A 16,762-nucleotide genomic window follows, 5' to 3' on the forward strand; every position below is an offset into this window, starting at 1 on the left:
CGGCCTGAACAGGCATCCAGTGTGGGAGTCATGATCTCAAGCAGCCCCGAGCAGTGGGTCAACACCTTGATGGACACGCTCGGAGCACCGGGCGCGGGTCTGGCGATCGCCCTGGAGAATGTGTTCCCTCCCCTGCCCAGCGAGGTGATCCTGCCGCTGGCGGGCTTCTCGGCCAGCACCGGCAAGCTGAATCTGACAGCGACGGTGCTGTGGACGACGGCGGGCTCGGTCGTGGGCGCGCTCGTCCTGTACTGGCTGGGGGCGTGGCTCGGCCGGGACAGAGCGATCGCCCTCGCGTCCAAAGTCCCGCTGGTGAAGGCGAAGGACATGGAGAAGGCCGAGGACTGGTTCGGCCGGCATGGCAGAAAAGCTGTCTTCTTCGGCCGGATGGTGCCCGTCTTCCGCAGCCTGATCTCCGTGCCCGCGGGCGTGGAGAGAATGCCGCTGCCCGCCTTCGTCGGTCTGACCGCACTCGGCAGCGCGATCTGGAACACCGCGTTCATCATGGCCGGCTACTCGCTCGGCGAGAACTGGAAAGTGGTGAGCGGCCATGTCGCGACGTATTCGAAGCTGGTGCTGGGCGTCGTCCTGCTCGCGCTCGTGGTGTTCGTGACCAGACGGGTGATCAGGTCCCGTAACGAGCGGCGGCGCGAGTGAGCCGCCGCAGGATCTCCTCCCCCGCGGCCACCCCGGTCTCCGTCAGCGTCTCCACGTGCGGGGCGCTCCAGCCGGTGTCGGCCAGCTCGCCGTGGCCGGGGCGCCAGCCTCGGTCGGCGGCCAGCAGCAGGTCGGCGTCGAGGAGGGAGTCACCGGCGGCCAGGGTCAGGTCGGCGCCGGTCCGCCGGGCGACCTCACGCATGGCGGCGGACTTGGTCAGCGGACGCGGTACGGCGTAGATCTTCCGGCCCTGGAGGGAGACGGTCCAGCCGCGGCCGTCGGCCCACTCGGAGAGCTCTTTCACCCAGCCGTCGGGCAGCAGCGCGCGGTCGACCACGAGATAGGCGAAAAGGCCCTCGGCGACGCGCTCCTTGAGCAGCCAGGCGGGGTCGGCGGCGGCGAGAAGGTGCTCCCTGACTTCCCTGAGCGGTGCGCAGCTCACGGCGAGGCGCTCCTTCACCCGGGTCTGCCAGGCGGGGTCGGACTCGCCGTCGACGAGGAGATGCCCCCCGTTGGCGCAGATCGCGAACCGGGGGGCGGGACCCGGCAGATGGATCCGGAAGTACTGCTCACGGGTGCGGGTCGTGGTGGGTACGAAGACCGAGGTGGCGGCCAGGTTCTCGAGCAGCCCGGCGGCCGTCTCCGTCAGGTACGACAGGGGCCGGCTCTGGTAGATCTCGACGCAGAGCAGGCGGGGGGCCCCGGCGTCCGGCATGGGGAGCTGGAGCGCGGCGGCCGAGTAGACGAGGGTGCGGTCGAGGTCGCTGGCGACCAGCGCGGGTGAGGGGGTGGGCGCGTTCACGAGGTGGCCACCGCCGTACCGTCCGCACCGGTGGCGCCGCGGGTGTAGCGGGGGTGGATCAACCCGACGCAGGTGTAGGGAAGTCCGTCGACCTCTTCGACCGGTACGCCGCGCTGCTCGGCGAGCAGCCGGACATGATCGAGGTCGGCTCCCGCACCGCGTTTGGCGAGGATCTTCCAGGGGACGCGGCGCAGCAGGACGCGGGTGGTCTCGCCGACGCCGGGTTTGACGAGGTTCACGTCGTGGATGCCGTACTCCTCGCTGATCCGCTCGACGGCGGCCCAGCCTTCCCAGGTGGGTGCGCGGTCGGTGGAGAGGAGCTCCTTGACCTCGGTGTCCACCGCGTCCGCGACGTCGTCGAAGCGGGCGGCGACGGTGTCCAGGAAGTAGCCGGACACATCGGCGCTCGCGAGTTCACGGTAGTGCTTCGCGCCGTGGAAGTCGTCCGGGCCGACGAGGTCGGCGCGCAGGACGGTGCGGGAAATGAGCCCGGAGACCGTGGAGTTGAGGCAGGCGGAGGGGATGAGGAAGTCCTCACGGGTGCCGTAGGTCCGTACGCAGCCGCCGGGGTCGGCGAGTACGGCGATCTCGGGGTGGAAGCCGCCGAACTCGGCCAGCGCGTCGGCCAGTTCGCGGGTGATGGCGCCCTTGCCGGTCCAGCCGTCGACGAAGACGATGTCGGCCGGGTTGTGGTGGGCCGCGAGCCAGCGGATGGCGTTGGTGTCGATGCCACGGCCGCGCACGATGGAGATGGCGTAGTGCGGCAGATCCAGGCCGTGCCGGTGCTGGGCCCAGCGGCGCATCAGGACACCCACGGGTGTGCCGGCGCGGGCGAGGGAGACCAGGACGGGCAGGGCCTGGGTGGCTTCCGGCGAGGCGGGGTCGGCGTAGCGCTGCGGGTGCTCGGCCAGCACGGTCTCGGTGACGGTGCCGACGGCGCGGGCTATGCGGGCGGCGGAGGCGCCGAGCGCGGAGCGGAAGAGTTCCTGGTACTCGGCGCTCGGCTGGTACTCCACGGGCAGTGACTCCGCGTAGTGGGCGCCACCGCTCTGGATCGCCTCTTCGCGCTCCTCCGTCGGCGCTTCCAGTTCCACGTCGGACAGGTCCTGGAGGAGCCAGCCGACGTCGTCGGCGGCGTACGAGGAGAAGGCGGGGCCACGCAGGGGGTCGGGCAGCACGGGGGATTCCTGCCGGTCGGGGAGGTGCGGGAGGGCGGGGAGGTACGAGGGGACGACGGCGAGCAGGACTCGCGGGACATGGGCGGCGAGCTGGGCGAGCAGGCCGCCGGGGGCACGCAGCTCCGGGGAGTCACCCAGGGAGTCGACGACCGCGACGACGGCGTCGAAACCGCCACCGGCCACGTTGTAGGCGTACCGGTCGCCGGCGCCGTCGCCGGCCGCCTCCCCGGCGGGGAAGGCCGCGGTGTCGTGGGCCGGGAAGACGAGGCGGCTGCGTATCGCGTAGCCCGGGTCGTCCACGGCGAGGACGGGCGAGCGGGTCGTGGTCGAGTAGCGGACCTCGATGCCGGGGACGGAGCGCTCCAGCTCCAGGGCGAGGCGCAGGGGCGCGTACATCAGCTCCTCGAAGCCGAGGACGAGGACGCGCCGGGCGTCGCCGAGGTTACGGGCGAGCGCGGCGGCCATGCCGGGCGCGGCGCCCTCCAGGCGGGCGCGGTGGGCGGGCGTGAAGCCGTGCCGCCCGCCGTCGGGCAGCCCTGCGGGCCAGCCGAGCGGTACGCGCACGAGGTCGCCGTCCGCCGTGGGGGCTGGAGCCTCCGCGGCCTCCCCCGAAGCGGAGTCGTACTCCGCGACCAGTGCCTGGCCCCGGGCCAGTACGCCCTCCGGCAGCGTGACCGTGCCCGAGGCCATCGCCACCAGGTCGACGCGGGCACCGATCTCCTGGGCGAATTCCGCGAGCCGTCCCTGGTCGGCGGCCGAGCGCATGTCGACGAGAGCCACGATCACGTACCACCGGCGCGGGTAGCGGGCGTGCAGAGCGCGAATCGTGTTGAGAACGGTGTTCCCCGTGGAGAACTCGTCGTCCACGAGAACCAGCGGCCCCTCGCCCGCCAGCAGATCAGGCCGCTCCGGCAGCAGGAGGTGCGAGGTGGCGTGCGAGTGGGACTCCTCGAAGCCGCCCGCGGAGGCGACACCCGGCACCGGGCGGCGGGTGGAGTGCAGATACGGGGCGTCCGCCACACCGTCGGCCACCGAGTGGCCGAGGCCGGTCGCGGTCTCCGCGTAGCCGAGGACCACGGTCTGCTCCACGGCGTCACCCAGCAGGTCCCGCACGCGTTCGCCGAGGGCGACCCCGGCACCGTGCACGACGGAGGGCCGCTGGGGGACATGTTTGCCGAGGACGTTCGAGACGAGGAGGTGGGCGCGCTTGGGGTTGCGCCGCAGGGCCACGCCCAGCAGTTCGCGCAGTTCGTCCCCGCCGGCGAGCTCTATGCCCAGCCGTTCGGTGACCCACGACCCGGACCACGTCACGTCGCCGTTCTCCTCTGCCGTCTCGTCCGCGTTCTCGATCTTGATCTCGCCCGTCCCGTCGTCGTCCGGCGGCGTGCCCGGCACGCTCACGCCACCAGCCCGGCGGCCAGCAGCTCCACGAAGCCGATGTCCTCCCTCGCGACGCCGAAGACCTCGGCGCGCCGCATGGTGCGTTCTGCCCACGCCCGGTGGGGCTTCACCTCGTTCATCTTGTTCGTGTACGAGGAGCGCAGCACGCCTCCGCCGCCCCGCTCCGGCCGCAGGATGTCCTGGGCGTCGCTGAACTCCTCGTGACTGACCACCGACAGCGCGTGCACCGGCATGACGTGCGAGGGATGGATGCAGGTCTTGCCCACCAGGCCGTTGGCCTGGTCGAGCTGGATCTCGCGCAGCAGTCCGTCGAGGTCGTGCTCGATGAGCGCCGTGCGCAGCTCCTCAGCCCGTCCCGCGAGGAAGGGGCTCTGGCGCAGCTGCGGCTTGAACATCCGCTCGTGGAGCCGGAAGTACTCCCAGACCGGGCCGGTGATCGTGAAGCCCGTGCCGTCGGAGCGGCCGAAGACGTTCACCACGTCGGCGATGACGGCGGAGATGATGCGTACGTCGTACGCCGTCATATCGGGCGAGCGGCGGAGTCCGTACGCGGAGCAGAAGTCCGTGACGCCGAGCCGCAGCGCCAGTACCCGGTCCCGGTATTTGTCGACCGTGTGGGCGATGCCGGTGAGGGTGTCGGTCCGCGTTTCCAGATGCAGCAGCTCGGGCGACTCGAGTACGGGCATGGCGAAGAGCCGGAGCCCGCTCTCATGTTCGGCTGAAATCAGCGCCTCAAGGAAAGGCACCCCCCGCTCATCCGTGAACTTCGGCAGTACGAATCCGGACAGGATCTGTGCGGCGGGGCCGAGTCGGCGTACGAGGTCGGATATCTGGTCCGGCTCACGGACCCGGACGAACAGAAGCGGCAGCTCCACACCGCGCCTGTCGAGGTCGGCGAGCTGCCTGACCAGGTTCTCCTCGGCCCACTCGACCTCGGAGTCGTCGATGGAATCCTCCAGGCACAGCACCATCGACACGACCCCTCGCCCCGCCAGCTTGACCACGTCGTCCGCCAGCTGTGGCCTGGTCGCGGGGCTGTAGAGGGTGGCTCCGAGGGCCGTCGACAGCATGTGTGCCGGGGAGGCCGCGGTGAACTCGCCGGGCTCCCGGTGGAACAACGCCTGCCGAGCAGGGGGCGGAATATGCCCGAAGTGACGCATTTACTTCCCCCGTACTGCCACGGTGGTCGTGTTGACATGTGGCCGGTAATAGTACGTATGGACGGTAGTCATGAGTTCCTCCCGTGCATGAATTTCAGGTAACTCGTCCAGTTCTCGCCCCTGTCCCGTGCCCGCCACGCTCCTCTCCACCATGCCCCCACGTTGTCCGGGCGGCCTGCGGGGAGGCAGGATGACGGGCATGACGCACGCGATGGTGAAGGGCTCGAACGTTCCCCTCGATGCCATGGCCGTAAGGGCCGTGCTGCGCTGGAGCCCGGGGGCGGGGATTCCCGACGTGGACGCGTCCGCGCTCCTGCTGGGCCCTGAGGGGCGTGTGCGCTCGGACGAGGACTTCGTCTTCTACAATCAGCCTCGTCACCCGTCGGGCCTGGTACGGCGGCTGCCCAAGAAGCAGGTGCCCGAGGGCCTCACCGACACCGTCGAGGCCGATCTGGCGGCCCTCGATCCGAGCGTAGACCAAGTGGTGCTCGCGGCGTCGTCGGACGGGGCGAGCTTCCAGCACGTGCGCGACCTACAGGTTCTGCTGTACGACGCGGGTCAGGCAGACGGCGACCCGCTGGCCGTCTTCGATGTGCGCCCGGAGACCGGCGAGGAGACCGCGATCATCTGCGGCGAGCTCTACCGGCGCGGGAACCGGTGGAAGTTCCGGGCCGTGGGCCAGGGGTATCCGACCGGTCTGATCGGACTGGCCACGGCCTTCGGCATCTCGGTCGACGAGACGGAAGGGGCCGACGGGGCCGGCCGGGCGGCGCCGGGCTCGGAGGGGGCGACCGCCCAGCTTCCCGGCCCGCCCAATCACCACGCCGCGGCGCACGCCGCCCCGCAGGCACCGGCCGTACCGCCGACGCGGCAGCCGCAGTTCCCGGGGCAGCCGCAGGGGCAGCCCGGCTACGGCTATCCGCAGCCCGCGTCGGGCCAGCCGGCCTACGGGTATCCACAGCCGGCGTCGGCACAGCCCGGTTACGGCTACCCGCACGCGTCGGCCCCGGGTCCTCAGCCACCGCAGTCGGCGCCGTTGCCGCAGGGGGCTCCCGCGTACGGCTATCCGCAGCCGGCCGCGGCGGCGGCCCCCGCGCCCGACCCCAATTTCCGGCTGCCGCCGATGGGGCCGCAGTTCGTACGCCCCTAGGGCGTGCCCGACACATGGCGCCGTCCGCCCGCAGGGCGGGGCGCGCGCCCGCCGCGGAGCGGCTGATGACTCGTCGGTGCGTGCGATCGCAAGCCGGAGGATCATTCTCGTACTGGACGTACGTGAATGAGTCCGACAACGCGGCGAGCGTGCGGGCAGGGCGTCGCGCGCCAGGCGGGATTTGTCAGAAACGGCCCAGGGCGTAACCGTCGCGGCCGGGGCGGCGGCTCAGGTCTTCGTCTTGTAGCCCCGTCCCCACTGCAGGCCCCACCCGTACAGCCGGTCCAGCTCCGCCTGGAAGCCGTACACGAACTTCACTTCGCGCCGTACCACCAGCTCACCCTTGACGGTCTCCATCGAGAAGACCGCGCAGGACCGGGCCTGCGGGGCCCGCTCGTCCAGTTCGATCTCGACACGCGGGCCGTTGCTCGGGTAGAGCGTGACGTTGGCGTGTGTCCGGTCGAAGGCCGGGGTGCGGTCGTAGATGTAGACGAAGACGAGCAGCCGCTTGAACTCCTCGCGGTGGTCGAGGTTGATGAATATCGTCTCGCCCGAAGGGGCGCCGAAGCGGTCGTCACCGCTGAGTTTGACGTAAGGCGGCTCGTTCAGGCTGCCGAAGAACCCGCCCAGCGGCTGCACAACGCCCTTGCTGCCGTCCGCCAGTTCGTACATGCAGCCGATGTCGAGGTCGACGTTCACCACGCCCAGGGTGTGCGCCTGCACCACATCGGGCTTGAAGAGCTTGAAGGGGTGCCGCAGCAGTCCGTTCCCCTGCCTCGACCGTCCCTCGATGTCCGAAGTACGCATCCGCCACGACAGGTTGACCCGTAGGTTCCCCGTGGCCGCGCCCTGCTTGGTGAGCGAGACCGACGGATTGCGCTTGGTCAGCTCGATCGAGTTCGTCGAGGCGCTGCCCGAATCGAATTGCGATGCCTTGCCTCGCCATAGATTGTCCCAGAAGGCCATCCCCACCCCACCCCCACCATCCGTTGCCGTACAAGACATGAACAGCGGGACGGCCGGAAGGCTTCCGCCTCAGGCCGCCCCGCTCAGAGCGTTCCCTCTATCCCCTCCTGGTCACACCCCGGAGGGGGACTCAGACAGCGACTGTTTTCTTGTCCTCCGAATCCTCGTCACCTTCGACCCCAACTCGCCTGTTGCGGACCACGGATGACCAGAACGAGGCGGCGATCAGGATCACACCGACGAGGCCGGTGATGATCTCGCTGATCTCGTGCTCGATGGTGATGAGCAGGATCGCGGCGAGCGCGCCGATCGCGTAGTGGGCGCCGTGCTCCAGGTAGACGTAGTCGTCGAGCGTGCCCTGGCGGACGAGGTAGACGGTGAGCGACCTGACGTACATCGCGCCGATACCGAGGCCGAGCGCCATCCAGAAGATGTGGTTCGTGATGGCGAAGGCGCCGATGACTCCGTCGAACGAGAAGGAGGCGTCAAGGACTTCGAGGTAGAGGAAGAGGAAGAACGCGGCCTTGCCGGCGAGGCCGACCGCCGAGACCTGCTTGCCCTCGGCCTTGGCCCTCTCCTCCTCCTCGTGTTCGCGCTCCTCCTCTTCTTCGAGTTTGTTCTCGAAGAAGCTGGAGAGCCCGTTGACGGCGAGGTAAGTGACCAGACCCGCGACACCGGAGAGCAGGACGGTCGCCGATTTGTCGGCGTACCCGCTGCTGGTGTGCGCGTGCGTCGCGAACGTCATCGCGGTGACGAGCAGAATGATCAACGCGACGCAGACCGACAGCATGTCGACCTTGCCGAGCTTGGCCAGCGGACGCTCCAGCCAGCTGAGCCACTTGATGTCACGCTCTTCGAGGATGAAGTCCAGGAAGATCATCAAAAGGAACATGCCACCGAAGGCGGCGATCGCCGGGTGCGCGTCGGTGACGAGCGACTCGTACTTCTCGGGGTTGTCCAGCGCCAACTGGACGGCCTCGATGGGGCCTACCTTGGCGCTGATCGCCACAATGGCGACGGGGAACACCAGCCGCATACCGAACACGGCGATCAAGATGCCGATCGTGAGGAAGATCTTCTGCCAGAAGGCATTCATCTTCTTCAAGATTCCCGCATTGACAACGGCGTTGTCGAACGACAGGGAGATCTCAAGGATCGACAGGATCAGTACGATCCCGAACGCCTCCCACCCCCACTGCCAGGCCGCGAAGGCAAGGCCGAGCGCCGTAATGGCGAACGACCAGCCGAAGGTTTTCAGGATCACTGGCTACCCCATCTGGTATCTAACGGGTTTTCCCCCGCGCAGAGCACTGCTTTACGAAACGTTGACCCCGAAGTCTAGAGCGATGCCTCGAAGACCCGACGCGTACCCCTGTCCCACTGCACGGAACTTCCACTCGCCCCCATAGCGGTAGAGCTCGCCGAAGATCATCGCGGTCTCCGTCGAGGCGTCCTCGGTCAGGTCGTACCGCGCCAGTTCCTGACCGTCCGCCTGGTTGACGACGCGGATGAACGCGTTGCTGACCTGGCCGAAGGTCTGCCCCCGGGCGTCGGCGTCATGGATCGACACCGGGAAGATGATCTTGTCGACATTGGCGGGCACGGCGGGGAGGTTGACCAGCAGGGACTCGTCGTCGCCGTCGCCCTCACCGGTCAGGTTGTCGCCCGTGTGCTCGACGGAACCGTCGGGGCTGGTGAGGTTGTTGTAGAAAATGAACCAGTCGTCGCCGAGTACGCGCCCTGACTGGCAGAGCAGTGCGCTGGCGTCGAGGTCGAAGTCCGCTCCGGTGGTGGAGCGTGCGTCCCAGCCGAGACCGATCAACACCTGGGTGAGGTTCGGTGCGGCTTTGGAGAGGGAGACATTGCCCCCCTTGGCGAGTGTGACGCCCATGATTGGTGAGTCCTCCCCGAGGTGACGTGGTGCCGGGCACGGCGCGCCTGACGCCGTGCTCGTGGTGCGTGTGCGGGTACGAACCCCGCACGGTGAGGCGCGTCCGGCGCCGCACTCGGATGTGCGACGCCGGACGACAGATCAGCGGCTCAGACGTTGACGCCGAAGTCCTGCGCGATGCCACGCAGGCCAGAGGCATACCCCTGTCCGATGGCGCGGAACTTCCACTCGGCGCCATTTCGGTAAAGCTCTCCGAAGACCATCGCCGTCTCCGTCGACGCGTCCTCGGACAGGTCGTACCGAGCCAACTCGTTGTTGTCCGCCTGGTTGACGACGCGGATGAACGCGTTGCGCACCTGGCCGAAGGACTGCTGGCGGTTCTCCGCCTCGTAGATCGAGACCGGGAACACGATCTTGTCGACATCCGCGGGGACCGCGGCGAGGTTGACCTTGATCGCCTCGTCGTCGCCCTCGCCCTCACCGGTGGTGTTGTCGCCGGTGTGCTCGACCGAGCCGTCCGGGCTCTTGAGGTTGTTGAAGAAGATGAAGTTTCCGTCACTCGTGACCTTGCCCTCGGCGTTCGTCAGCAGAGCGCTGGCGTCGAGGTCGAAGTCGTTACCGGTGGTCGTGCGGACGTCCCAGCCCAGACCCACGGTGACCGCGGTCAGGTTGGGCGCGGCCTTGGTCAGCGAGACGTTGCCGCCCTTGCTGAGGCTGACTCCCACGAGTCCTCCCTTGATGGGTTTCACAGGGGCGCCGCCCCGGCACCGGCCGTTTCGGCAGCCGTCACCGCGCGTAGCGCGCCCCCTGGTGCAATTGGCATCGGATCAACGACTGGATCCTAGTGACCGGTTCCCACCCCTTGTGCGGTTTACAGCGGACAAGCCCGCTCCCACAAGGCTTTTCCCGAGATACCGCGATCACAGGTGGCGAGTTGTCGTCACAGTGCGGCAAGAGCCTTGACGTAGTCGTCAAGGTCACGTGCGTCCGAGAGGGCGTTGACGACCGTCCAGCGCACCATGCCCGCCTTGTCGATGACGAAGGTGCCGCGCAGCGCGCAGCCCTTGTCCTCGTCGAAGATCCCGTACGCCCGCGAGGTCTCCCCGTGCGGCCAGAAGTCCGAGAGCAGCGGGTACTCCAGCCCCTCCTGATCGGCGAAGATCCGCAGGGTGTGGATGGAGTCGGTGGACACCGCGAGCAGCTGGGTGTCGTCGTTGACGAAGGTGGGCAGCTCGTCGCGGAGCGCGCGGAGCTCGCCGGTGCAGACGCCGGTGAAGGCGAACGGGTAGAAGATCAGCACCACGTTCTTGCCGTCGTCGTCGGGGCCGGCCCGGAAGTCGGAGAGCCGTACGGTCCGCCCGTGGTTGTCCTTCAGGGTGAAGTCCGGCGCCCGCGCGCCGACCTCGATCCCCGCCGGTCCCGTCCCCGCCGCTGTCCCAGTCCCCATCCCCGCCACTCTCTCCGTCATGGGCCGTGCTCCCCTCGCCCACGGTCCCCACGCCCCCCGGCCGTGCCGACCACTCCCGACACCCTACGCAAGGGCCCCCGGCGGCGGATGCCGGCGGGGGCCGTCAGTGCGTGCGAGGCTTGCGAGGCATGTCTGCCCGGCCGCCGCTTCGGCTTTCGCGCTCGGATGCGGCGCCGGTTCTCAGCGCTTGGACTTCGCCGCCTTGGGCGTGACCAGTCGGCTGCCGGTCCAGTCCTTGCCCGCGTTGATGCTCTTGGTCTGCGCCAGGCCGGCGGTCTGTGCGGCCTCGTTGATGTCGCTGGGCTCGACGTAGTTGTCACGGCCGGTCTTGGGCGTCAGCAGCCAGACCGCCCCGCCTTCGTCGATCAGACCGATGGCGTCCACCAGCGCGTCCGTCAGGTCGCCGTCGTCGTCGCGAAACCAGAGAACGACGGCGTCGGCCACGTCCTCGTAGTCCTCGTCGACGAGCTCCTGGCCGATGACGGCCTCGATGGACTCACGGAGCTCCTGCTCGACGTCCTCGTCGTAGCCGATCTCCTGGACCACCTGTCCGGGTTCGAACCCAAGCCTCGCGGCAACGTTGGTTCGTTCCTCCGCGTGGTCCGCGGTCGCGCTCACGGATTGCCTCCTGATCATGTTTTGGAAAATGCTTCAGCCACGCGCGTACGCGGGGCGCTGGCCGTAGTCCACACGGGCCGGGCGGATCGCGCAAGTACCCGACGGCCGAGACCGCCGAAACGGGTACGTTCCGGGCCGCTTCACCGCATCTCCTGACACCCCGCTAACACGGCCCGTGATGGCCCCGGAGAGCTTCTTCCCTTTTTGTCATCCTACGCGGCTTCGGTAGGCCAATCAGGTCCGAACGACCGAACGAAACGCATAGCCGCCTTGGGCGTAAGATTCCGGTTTGGCCGGACCCGGAACACGGCGGACGACCAAGCGGGCGACGTTGTCCCGCGGAATTCGTCGCAGTGTGTGGGTTACCCCTCGGTAGAGGTGACGTTTCCGTCGGCGCGGTACACGATGGAGAACGCCGTACGGCCCGCTTTCGTGCCTGTTCCCTGGCGGCAGAAGAGGCAAGCACCCCCAAGCACCAGCGCAGTACCCGCAGGACCCACAGGCGTGCCCCGCATGGATGGTGTGGCCGGTCGGACGACCGGCCCGGATGCGGGGCCCGACACGACCCGAACAGCGAAGGAAAAGTGTGGCTTCCGGATCCGATCGCAACCCGATCATCATTGGCGGCCTTCCCAGCCAGGTCCCGGACTTTGATCCCGAGGAGACCCAGGAGTGGCTCGACTCGCTCGACGCCGCCGTCGACGAGCGGGGGCGTGAGCGCGCCCGCTATCTGATGCTCCGCCTGATCGAGCGCGCGCGCGAGAAGCGCGTGGCCGTGCCCGAGATGCGCAGCACCGACTACGTCAACACGATCGCCACCAAGGACGAGCCGTTCTTCCCCGGCAACGAGGAGATCGAGCGGAAGATCCTCAACGCGACCCGCTGGAACGCCGCGGTGATGGTCTCCCGCGCGCAGCGTCCGGGGATCGGCGTCGGCGGTCATATCGCCACCTTCGCGTCCTCCGCCTCCCTGTACGACGTGGGCTTCAACCACTTCTTCCGGGGCAAGGACGGCGGTGACGGCGGCGACCAGATCTTCTTCCAGGGACACGCGTCCCCGGGCATCTACGCCCGCGCCTTCCTGCTCGACCGGCTCAGCGAGGCGCAGCTCGACGCCTTCCGTCAGGAGAAGTCGAAGGCCCCGGACGGGCTGTCCAGCTACCCGCATCCGCGGCTGATGCCGGACTTCTGGGAGTTCCCGACCGTCTCGATGGGTCTCGGCCCGCTCGGTGCGATCTACCAGGCCCGGATGAACCGCTACATGGAGGCCCGCGGCATCGCCGACACCTCCCGGTCGCATGTGTGGGCGTATCTGGGCGACGGCGAGATGGACGAGCCGGAGTCGCTGGGACAGCTGTCGATCGCGGCCCGTGAGGGTCTGGACAATCTGACCTTCGTCGTCAACTGCAACCTTCAGCGGCTCGACGGCCCGGTGCGCGGAAACGGCAAGATCATCCAGGAGCTGGAGTCGCAGTTCCGTGGCGCCGGCTGGAATGTGATCAAGCTGGTCTGGGACCGCTCCTGGGACCCGCTGCTCGCGCAGGACCGTGACGGTGTGCTGGTCAACCGGCTGAACACGACGCCGGACGGGCAGTTCCAGACATACGCCACGGAGACCGGCGCGTACATCCGCGAGCACTTCTTCGGTGACGACCAGCGGCTGCGCGCCATGGTCGAGAACATGTCGGACGAGCAGGTCCTGCATCTGGGGCGCGGCGGTCACGACCACAAGAAGGTGTACGCGGCGTACGCGGCGGCCAAGGCGCACAAGGGTCAGCCGACGGTGATCCTCGCGCAGACCGTGAAGGGCTGGACGCTGGGTCCGAACTTCGAGGGCCGCAACGCGACGCACCAGATGAAGAAGCTGACCGTCGCCGACCTGAAGGGCTTCCGCGACCGGCTGCACCTGCCGATCACGGACGACCAGCTGGAGGACGGACAGCCGCCGTACTACCACCCGGGCAGGGACTCGGAAGAGATCCAGTACATGCACGACCAGCGCAAGAGCCTGGACGGCTACGTACCGACCCGTGTGGTGCGCTCGAAGGCGCTCCAGCTGCCGGGCGACAAGGCGTACGCGGCTGCGAAGAAGGGCTCCGGTCAGCAGTCGATCGCGACGACCATGGCGTTCGTGCGGGTACTGAAGGACCTCATGCGGGACAAGGAGATCGGCAAGCGTTTCGTACTGATCGCGCCCGACGAGTACCGCACGTTCGGTATGGACGCGTTCTTCCCGAGCGCGAAGATCTACAACCCGCTGGGCCAGCAGTACGAGTCGGTCGACCGTGAACTGCTTCTCGCCTACAAGGAGTCGCCGACCGGGCAGATGCTGCACGACGGCATCTCGGAGGCGGGCTGTACGGCGTCGCTGATCGCGGCGGGTTCGGCGTACGCGACGCACGGCGAGCCGCTGATCCCGGTGTACGTCTTCTACTCGATGTTCGGTTTCCAGCGGACCGGCGACCAGTTCTGGCAGATGGCCGACCAACTGGCGCGCGGTTTCGTACTGGGCGCGACCGCCGGGCGCACGACCCTGACCGGTGAGGGTCTCCAGCACGCCGACGGCCACTCGCAGTTGCTCGCCTCGACCAACCCGGGCTGTGTCAGCTACGACCCGGCGTTCGGCTACGAGATCGCGCGCATCATGGAGGACGGGCTGCGCCGGATGTACGGGCAGCCGCACCCGGGCGAGGACCCGAACGTCTTCTACTACCTGACGGTCTACAACGAGCCGATCCAGCACCCGGCCGAGCCCGAGAACGTGGACGTCGAGGGCATCCTCAAGGGCGTCTACCGCTTCAAGCAGGGCGAGCGGGGCTCGATCCCGGCGCAGATCATGGCGTCCGGCGTGGCCGTGCCGTGGGCCGTCGAGGCACAGCGGCTCCTGGCCGAGCACTGGGACGTGCGCGCGGACGTGTGGTCGGCGACGTCGTGGAACGAGCTGCGCCGTGAGGCCGTCGAGGTGGAGCGGTACAACCTGCTCCACCCGGAGGAGGAGCAGCGGGTTCCGTACGTGACGAGCAAACTCTCCGGCGCCGAGGGCCCGTTCGTCGCGGTCTCGGACTGGATGCGGTCCGTGCCGGACCAGATCTCGCGCTGGGTGCCGGGGACGTACCAGTCGCTGGGCGCGGACGGTTTCGGCTTCGCGGACACGCGTGGCGCGGCCCGCCGGTTCTTCCACATCGACGCTGAGTCGATCGCTCTGACGGTGCTCACGGAGCTCGCCAGGGAGGGCAAGGTCGACCGCTCGGTGCTGAAGCAGGCGGTGGACCGCTACCAGCTGCTGGACGTGGCGGCGGCGGACCCGGGCGCCGCGGGCGGCGACGCGTAGGCGCCAAGTAGCGAGCAGTACGCGGCAGGTGGCCGGTCCCGTGGGTAAGGGACCGGCCACCGCTCGTCGAGGGGGCTTGTCGCGGTTCCGGCTGGGCGTCGCGTTGCCTACTCTTTTCGGCCATGAAGGAAATACCCTCGCGCGTCCGCTGGGAGCGCCGCACGCAGCGGCCGTTGCTGGCGCTCGCGCTGCTCTTCGGCGTCGCGTACGCCCTGCCCATCGTGATGCCCGACGCGGACAGCGCCCTCACCCGCGCCTGCACGCTCGTCGAGTGGGTGGTGTGGGGTCTGTTCGCCGCCGACTACGCGGTGCGGCTCGTACTGGCCCGCGCCCGTTGGCAGTTCGTACGCCGTCATCCGCTGGATCTGCTCGCCGTACTGCTCCCGATGGTGGCGCCGCTGCGGCTGCTGCGCGTCGTCGCGACACTGCTGCTGGTCGGGCAGCGGGCGAGGATCGCGAGCCAGATCAGGCTCACGACCTATGTGGTGGGCTCGGTCGCCGGGCTGATGATGTTCGGTTCGCTCGCCGTCCTGGAGGTCGAACGGGACTCCCCCGACGGGAACATCAAGACCCTGGGCGACGCGGTGTGGTGGTCGTTCACGACGATGACCACGGTGGGGTACGGCGATCTCTCGCCGACGACCGGGCTCGGGCGGCTGCTCGCCATCGGTCTGATGCTGAGCGGGATCGCGCTGCTCGGGCTGATCACGGCGAACATCGCCACCTGGTTCATCTCCCGCTTCGAGCAGGAGAGCGCGGGCGAGAAGCGCCAGACGGCAGCGATCGAGCTGCTGACCGAGGAAGTGCGGGCACTGCGCGCGGAAGTGGGCCGGCTGTCGGGTGCCGCCCTGCCCGCTCAAGAGCGGGAGGCCGACGGTACGACAGCCGGCCGCACACCGGTCTGATTCCGCTGGCCGGTCCTTCGGTGGGTACCGAAGTGGCCGGTCAGACCAGCCACATGAGCGCCAGTACGGTGTCGACGATACCGAGCGCGAAGGCGATCACCGCGGGTACGTACGCGGTGCTCCAGCGCCTGCCCATGCCCAGCCAGCCGAGCACGATGGCCAGCGGGCCGAGCACGATCGACAGGACGAACAGGCCCGCGACTGCGAAGACCAGGCCGACTATTCCGATGGTCACGCGATCCGTCCCGTTCCGCGACCCCATCCGGCCGCGTGAACGAGGGTGCTTGCGTGTCCGGGTGTTTCCGAAGCCCGTCATCATCACTCCCTGTGTCGGTGGATGTGGGCTGTCTGGAAAGTCGGGTACCCCCGCTCAGCGCTCCCAGACCTTGAAGGCCCGCACGCGGTAGGGCGACCGCGGAACCCAGGTGCCGTTTCCGGGGTACGTCTCGAACTCGCCGGTCTCCTCGCACTCGTGCGACTGGTAGGTGGTGACGGGCCGTCCGGTGCGGTTGACCAGGGACTGGGCGTCGGTGCCCGGCGGCAGCGGGACACAGCTCTGGATCTCGGTGCGGAAGAGCTCATGGGTCTGGCGGGCGCCGCGGAAATCCGGTTTTCCCCACAGACAGAGTTCGCCGGGTCCGCACGCGTCGCGTGGTGCGGCGGCGGCTTCGGCGGCCGGGGCTGCGGCCGGCAGCAGGACCGTGGCGGCGGCCAGGGTGGCGGCGGTGAGCAGGGTGGCAGGTGTGGTCGTGCGCATGGCTGTACGCGTCGCTGTACGCATGATGATGAACCCCCGTGTGGTGCTGATCAGTTGTCCGCACTCTGGCCCGGCGGCCCGCGCCACGGGAAGAGGATCGTGCCCGGCTCCACCCGAAAAGGCGACGGCCCCGCCGGGATGTCCGGGCGGGGCAGTCGCGCCGAATCGCACCATGTTGACGCGGACGCCGACGCCGACTTGGACGCCGACGCCGACTCGCGCATGGCGTCGCGTCAGATGTGCACGCCGCCTCCGGCCGCGTCCGCGTTGTCTCCGCGCTTGGTCCGGGTGGCGACGAACGCCGCGACCACCGCCACCACACCGGCGACCAGGAACGCCGGGCTCATCCCGGACACGAAGGTGTCCTGCATGACCCCGGTGATCTTGGCGAAGATGTCCGGCGTCACGCCGGGCGCCTCGGCCAGCGCGGGCGGGGCGACACCGATCTCGGCCGCCTGTTCCAGCGACGGGTCCAGCG

The 16,762-nt window shown here is 68.8% G+C and carries 16 protein-coding genes; 4 read left to right on the forward strand and 12 right to left on the reverse strand.

Going from position 1 to position 16,762, the window contains the following annotated elements:
- The first annotated feature begins 30 nt into the window (after nt 1-30).
- Nucleotides 31-657: a DedA family protein gene (locus tag ACIBBB_RS09005; RefSeq protein WP_398980339.1), complete on the forward strand. Its 627-nt coding sequence runs from the start codon at nt 31-33 to the stop codon at nt 655-657.
- On the opposite strand, the gene ACIBBB_RS09010 is transcribed toward ACIBBB_RS09005, so the two are convergent.
- The 3 genes from ACIBBB_RS09010 to ACIBBB_RS09020 all read right to left on the reverse strand — a co-directional run bounded on the left by ACIBBB_RS09010 (nt 626) and on the right by ACIBBB_RS09020 (nt 5,198).
- The gene (locus ACIBBB_RS09010; protein WP_398980340.1) at nt 626-1,459 is read right to left on the reverse strand and encodes an HAD family hydrolase; all 834 of its coding nucleotides are present in this window, start codon (nt 1,457-1,459) and stop codon (nt 626-628) included. The genes ACIBBB_RS09005 and ACIBBB_RS09010 overlap by 32 nt on opposite strands.
- Nucleotides 1,456-3,948 (reverse strand): phosphoribosyltransferase, encoded by a 2,493-nt coding sequence (locus ACIBBB_RS09015; RefSeq protein WP_398980761.1) that lies wholly within the window; start codon nt 3,946-3,948, stop codon nt 1,456-1,458. Before ACIBBB_RS09015 ends, ACIBBB_RS09010 begins: the two co-directional genes overlap by 4 nt.
- 86 nt (nt 3,949-4,034) lie before the next feature.
- Entirely contained in the window at nt 4,035-5,198 is a 1,164-nt protein-coding gene (locus ACIBBB_RS09020; RefSeq protein ID WP_398980341.1) for an HpcH/HpaI aldolase/citrate lyase family protein, read from the reverse strand.
- A gap of 199 nt (nt 5,199-5,397) precedes the next feature.
- Between ACIBBB_RS09020 and ACIBBB_RS09025 the strand changes: the two genes are divergently transcribed.
- On the forward strand, nt 5,398-6,348 hold the full coding sequence (locus tag ACIBBB_RS09025) for a TerD family protein (protein WP_398980762.1): 951 nt from the start codon (nt 5,398-5,400) through the stop codon (nt 6,346-6,348).
- A 228-nt stretch (nt 6,349-6,576) separates the two neighbouring features.
- Here ACIBBB_RS09025 and ACIBBB_RS09030 read toward each other — a convergent pair whose 3' ends face one another.
- The 6 genes from ACIBBB_RS09030 to ACIBBB_RS09055 all read right to left on the reverse strand — a co-directional run bounded on the left by ACIBBB_RS09030 (nt 6,577) and on the right by ACIBBB_RS09055 (nt 11,291).
- The gene (locus ACIBBB_RS09030; protein ID WP_398980342.1) at nt 6,577-7,314 is read right to left on the reverse strand and encodes a Tellurium resistance; all 738 of its coding nucleotides are present in this window, start codon (nt 7,312-7,314) and stop codon (nt 6,577-6,579) included.
- A 130-nt stretch (nt 7,315-7,444) separates the two neighbouring features.
- On the reverse strand, nt 7,445-8,578 hold the full coding sequence (locus ACIBBB_RS09035; protein WP_398980343.1) for a DUF475 domain-containing protein: 1,134 nt from the start codon (nt 8,576-8,578) through the stop codon (nt 7,445-7,447).
- Nucleotides 8,579-8,629: 51 nt separating this feature from the next.
- On the reverse strand, nt 8,630-9,205 hold the full coding sequence (locus ACIBBB_RS09040) for a TerD family protein (RefSeq protein ID WP_398980344.1): 576 nt from the start codon (nt 9,203-9,205) through the stop codon (nt 8,630-8,632).
- Between the two features lie 149 nt (nt 9,206-9,354).
- Entirely contained in the window at nt 9,355-9,930 is a 576-nt protein-coding gene (locus tag ACIBBB_RS09045) for a TerD family protein (protein ID WP_398980345.1), read from the reverse strand.
- Between the two features lie 215 nt (nt 9,931-10,145).
- A complete protein-coding gene (locus ACIBBB_RS09050) occupies nt 10,146-10,652 on the reverse strand; it encodes a peroxiredoxin (protein ID WP_398980346.1) in 507 nt (168 codons plus the stop codon).
- A 201-nt stretch (nt 10,653-10,853) separates the two neighbouring features.
- Nucleotides 10,854-11,291, reverse strand: coding sequence for a DUF3052 domain-containing protein (locus ACIBBB_RS09055; protein ID WP_164250122.1), 438 nt, complete (start codon nt 11,289-11,291; stop codon nt 10,854-10,856).
- Between the two features lie 586 nt (nt 11,292-11,877).
- Here ACIBBB_RS09055 and aceE point away from each other — a divergent pair.
- Both aceE and ACIBBB_RS09065 read left to right on the forward strand, forming a co-directional pair.
- Nucleotides 11,878-14,622 (forward strand): pyruvate dehydrogenase (acetyl-transferring), homodimeric type, encoded by a 2,745-nt coding sequence (aceE, locus tag ACIBBB_RS09060; protein ID WP_398980347.1) that lies wholly within the window; start codon nt 11,878-11,880, stop codon nt 14,620-14,622.
- A gap of 122 nt (nt 14,623-14,744) precedes the next feature.
- A complete protein-coding gene (locus ACIBBB_RS09065; protein WP_398980348.1) occupies nt 14,745-15,527 on the forward strand; it encodes a potassium channel family protein in 783 nt (260 codons plus the stop codon).
- A gap of 40 nt (nt 15,528-15,567) precedes the next feature.
- Here the strand turns inward: ACIBBB_RS09065 and ACIBBB_RS09070 are convergent, their stop codons facing one another.
- The 3 genes from ACIBBB_RS09070 to ACIBBB_RS09080 form a co-directional block, all read right to left on the reverse strand.
- Nucleotides 15,568-15,762 (reverse strand): hypothetical protein, encoded by a 195-nt coding sequence (locus ACIBBB_RS09070; protein WP_398980349.1) that lies wholly within the window; start codon nt 15,760-15,762, stop codon nt 15,568-15,570.
- Nucleotides 15,763-15,897: 135 nt separating this feature from the next.
- Nucleotides 15,898-16,284, reverse strand: coding sequence for a peptidase inhibitor family I36 protein (locus ACIBBB_RS09075; protein WP_398980763.1), 387 nt, complete (start codon nt 16,282-16,284; stop codon nt 15,898-15,900).
- Between the two features lie 233 nt (nt 16,285-16,517).
- Nucleotides 16,518-16,691 (reverse strand): hypothetical protein, encoded by a 174-nt coding sequence (locus ACIBBB_RS09080; RefSeq protein ID WP_398980350.1) that lies wholly within the window; start codon nt 16,689-16,691, stop codon nt 16,518-16,520.
- Between the last annotated feature and the right edge of the window lie 71 nt (nt 16,692-16,762).

Origin of the sequence: Streptomyces sp. NPDC051217 (assembly GCF_044455465.1) — a bacterium.
Lineage (GTDB): Bacteria > Actinomycetota > Actinomycetes > Streptomycetales > Streptomycetaceae > Streptomyces.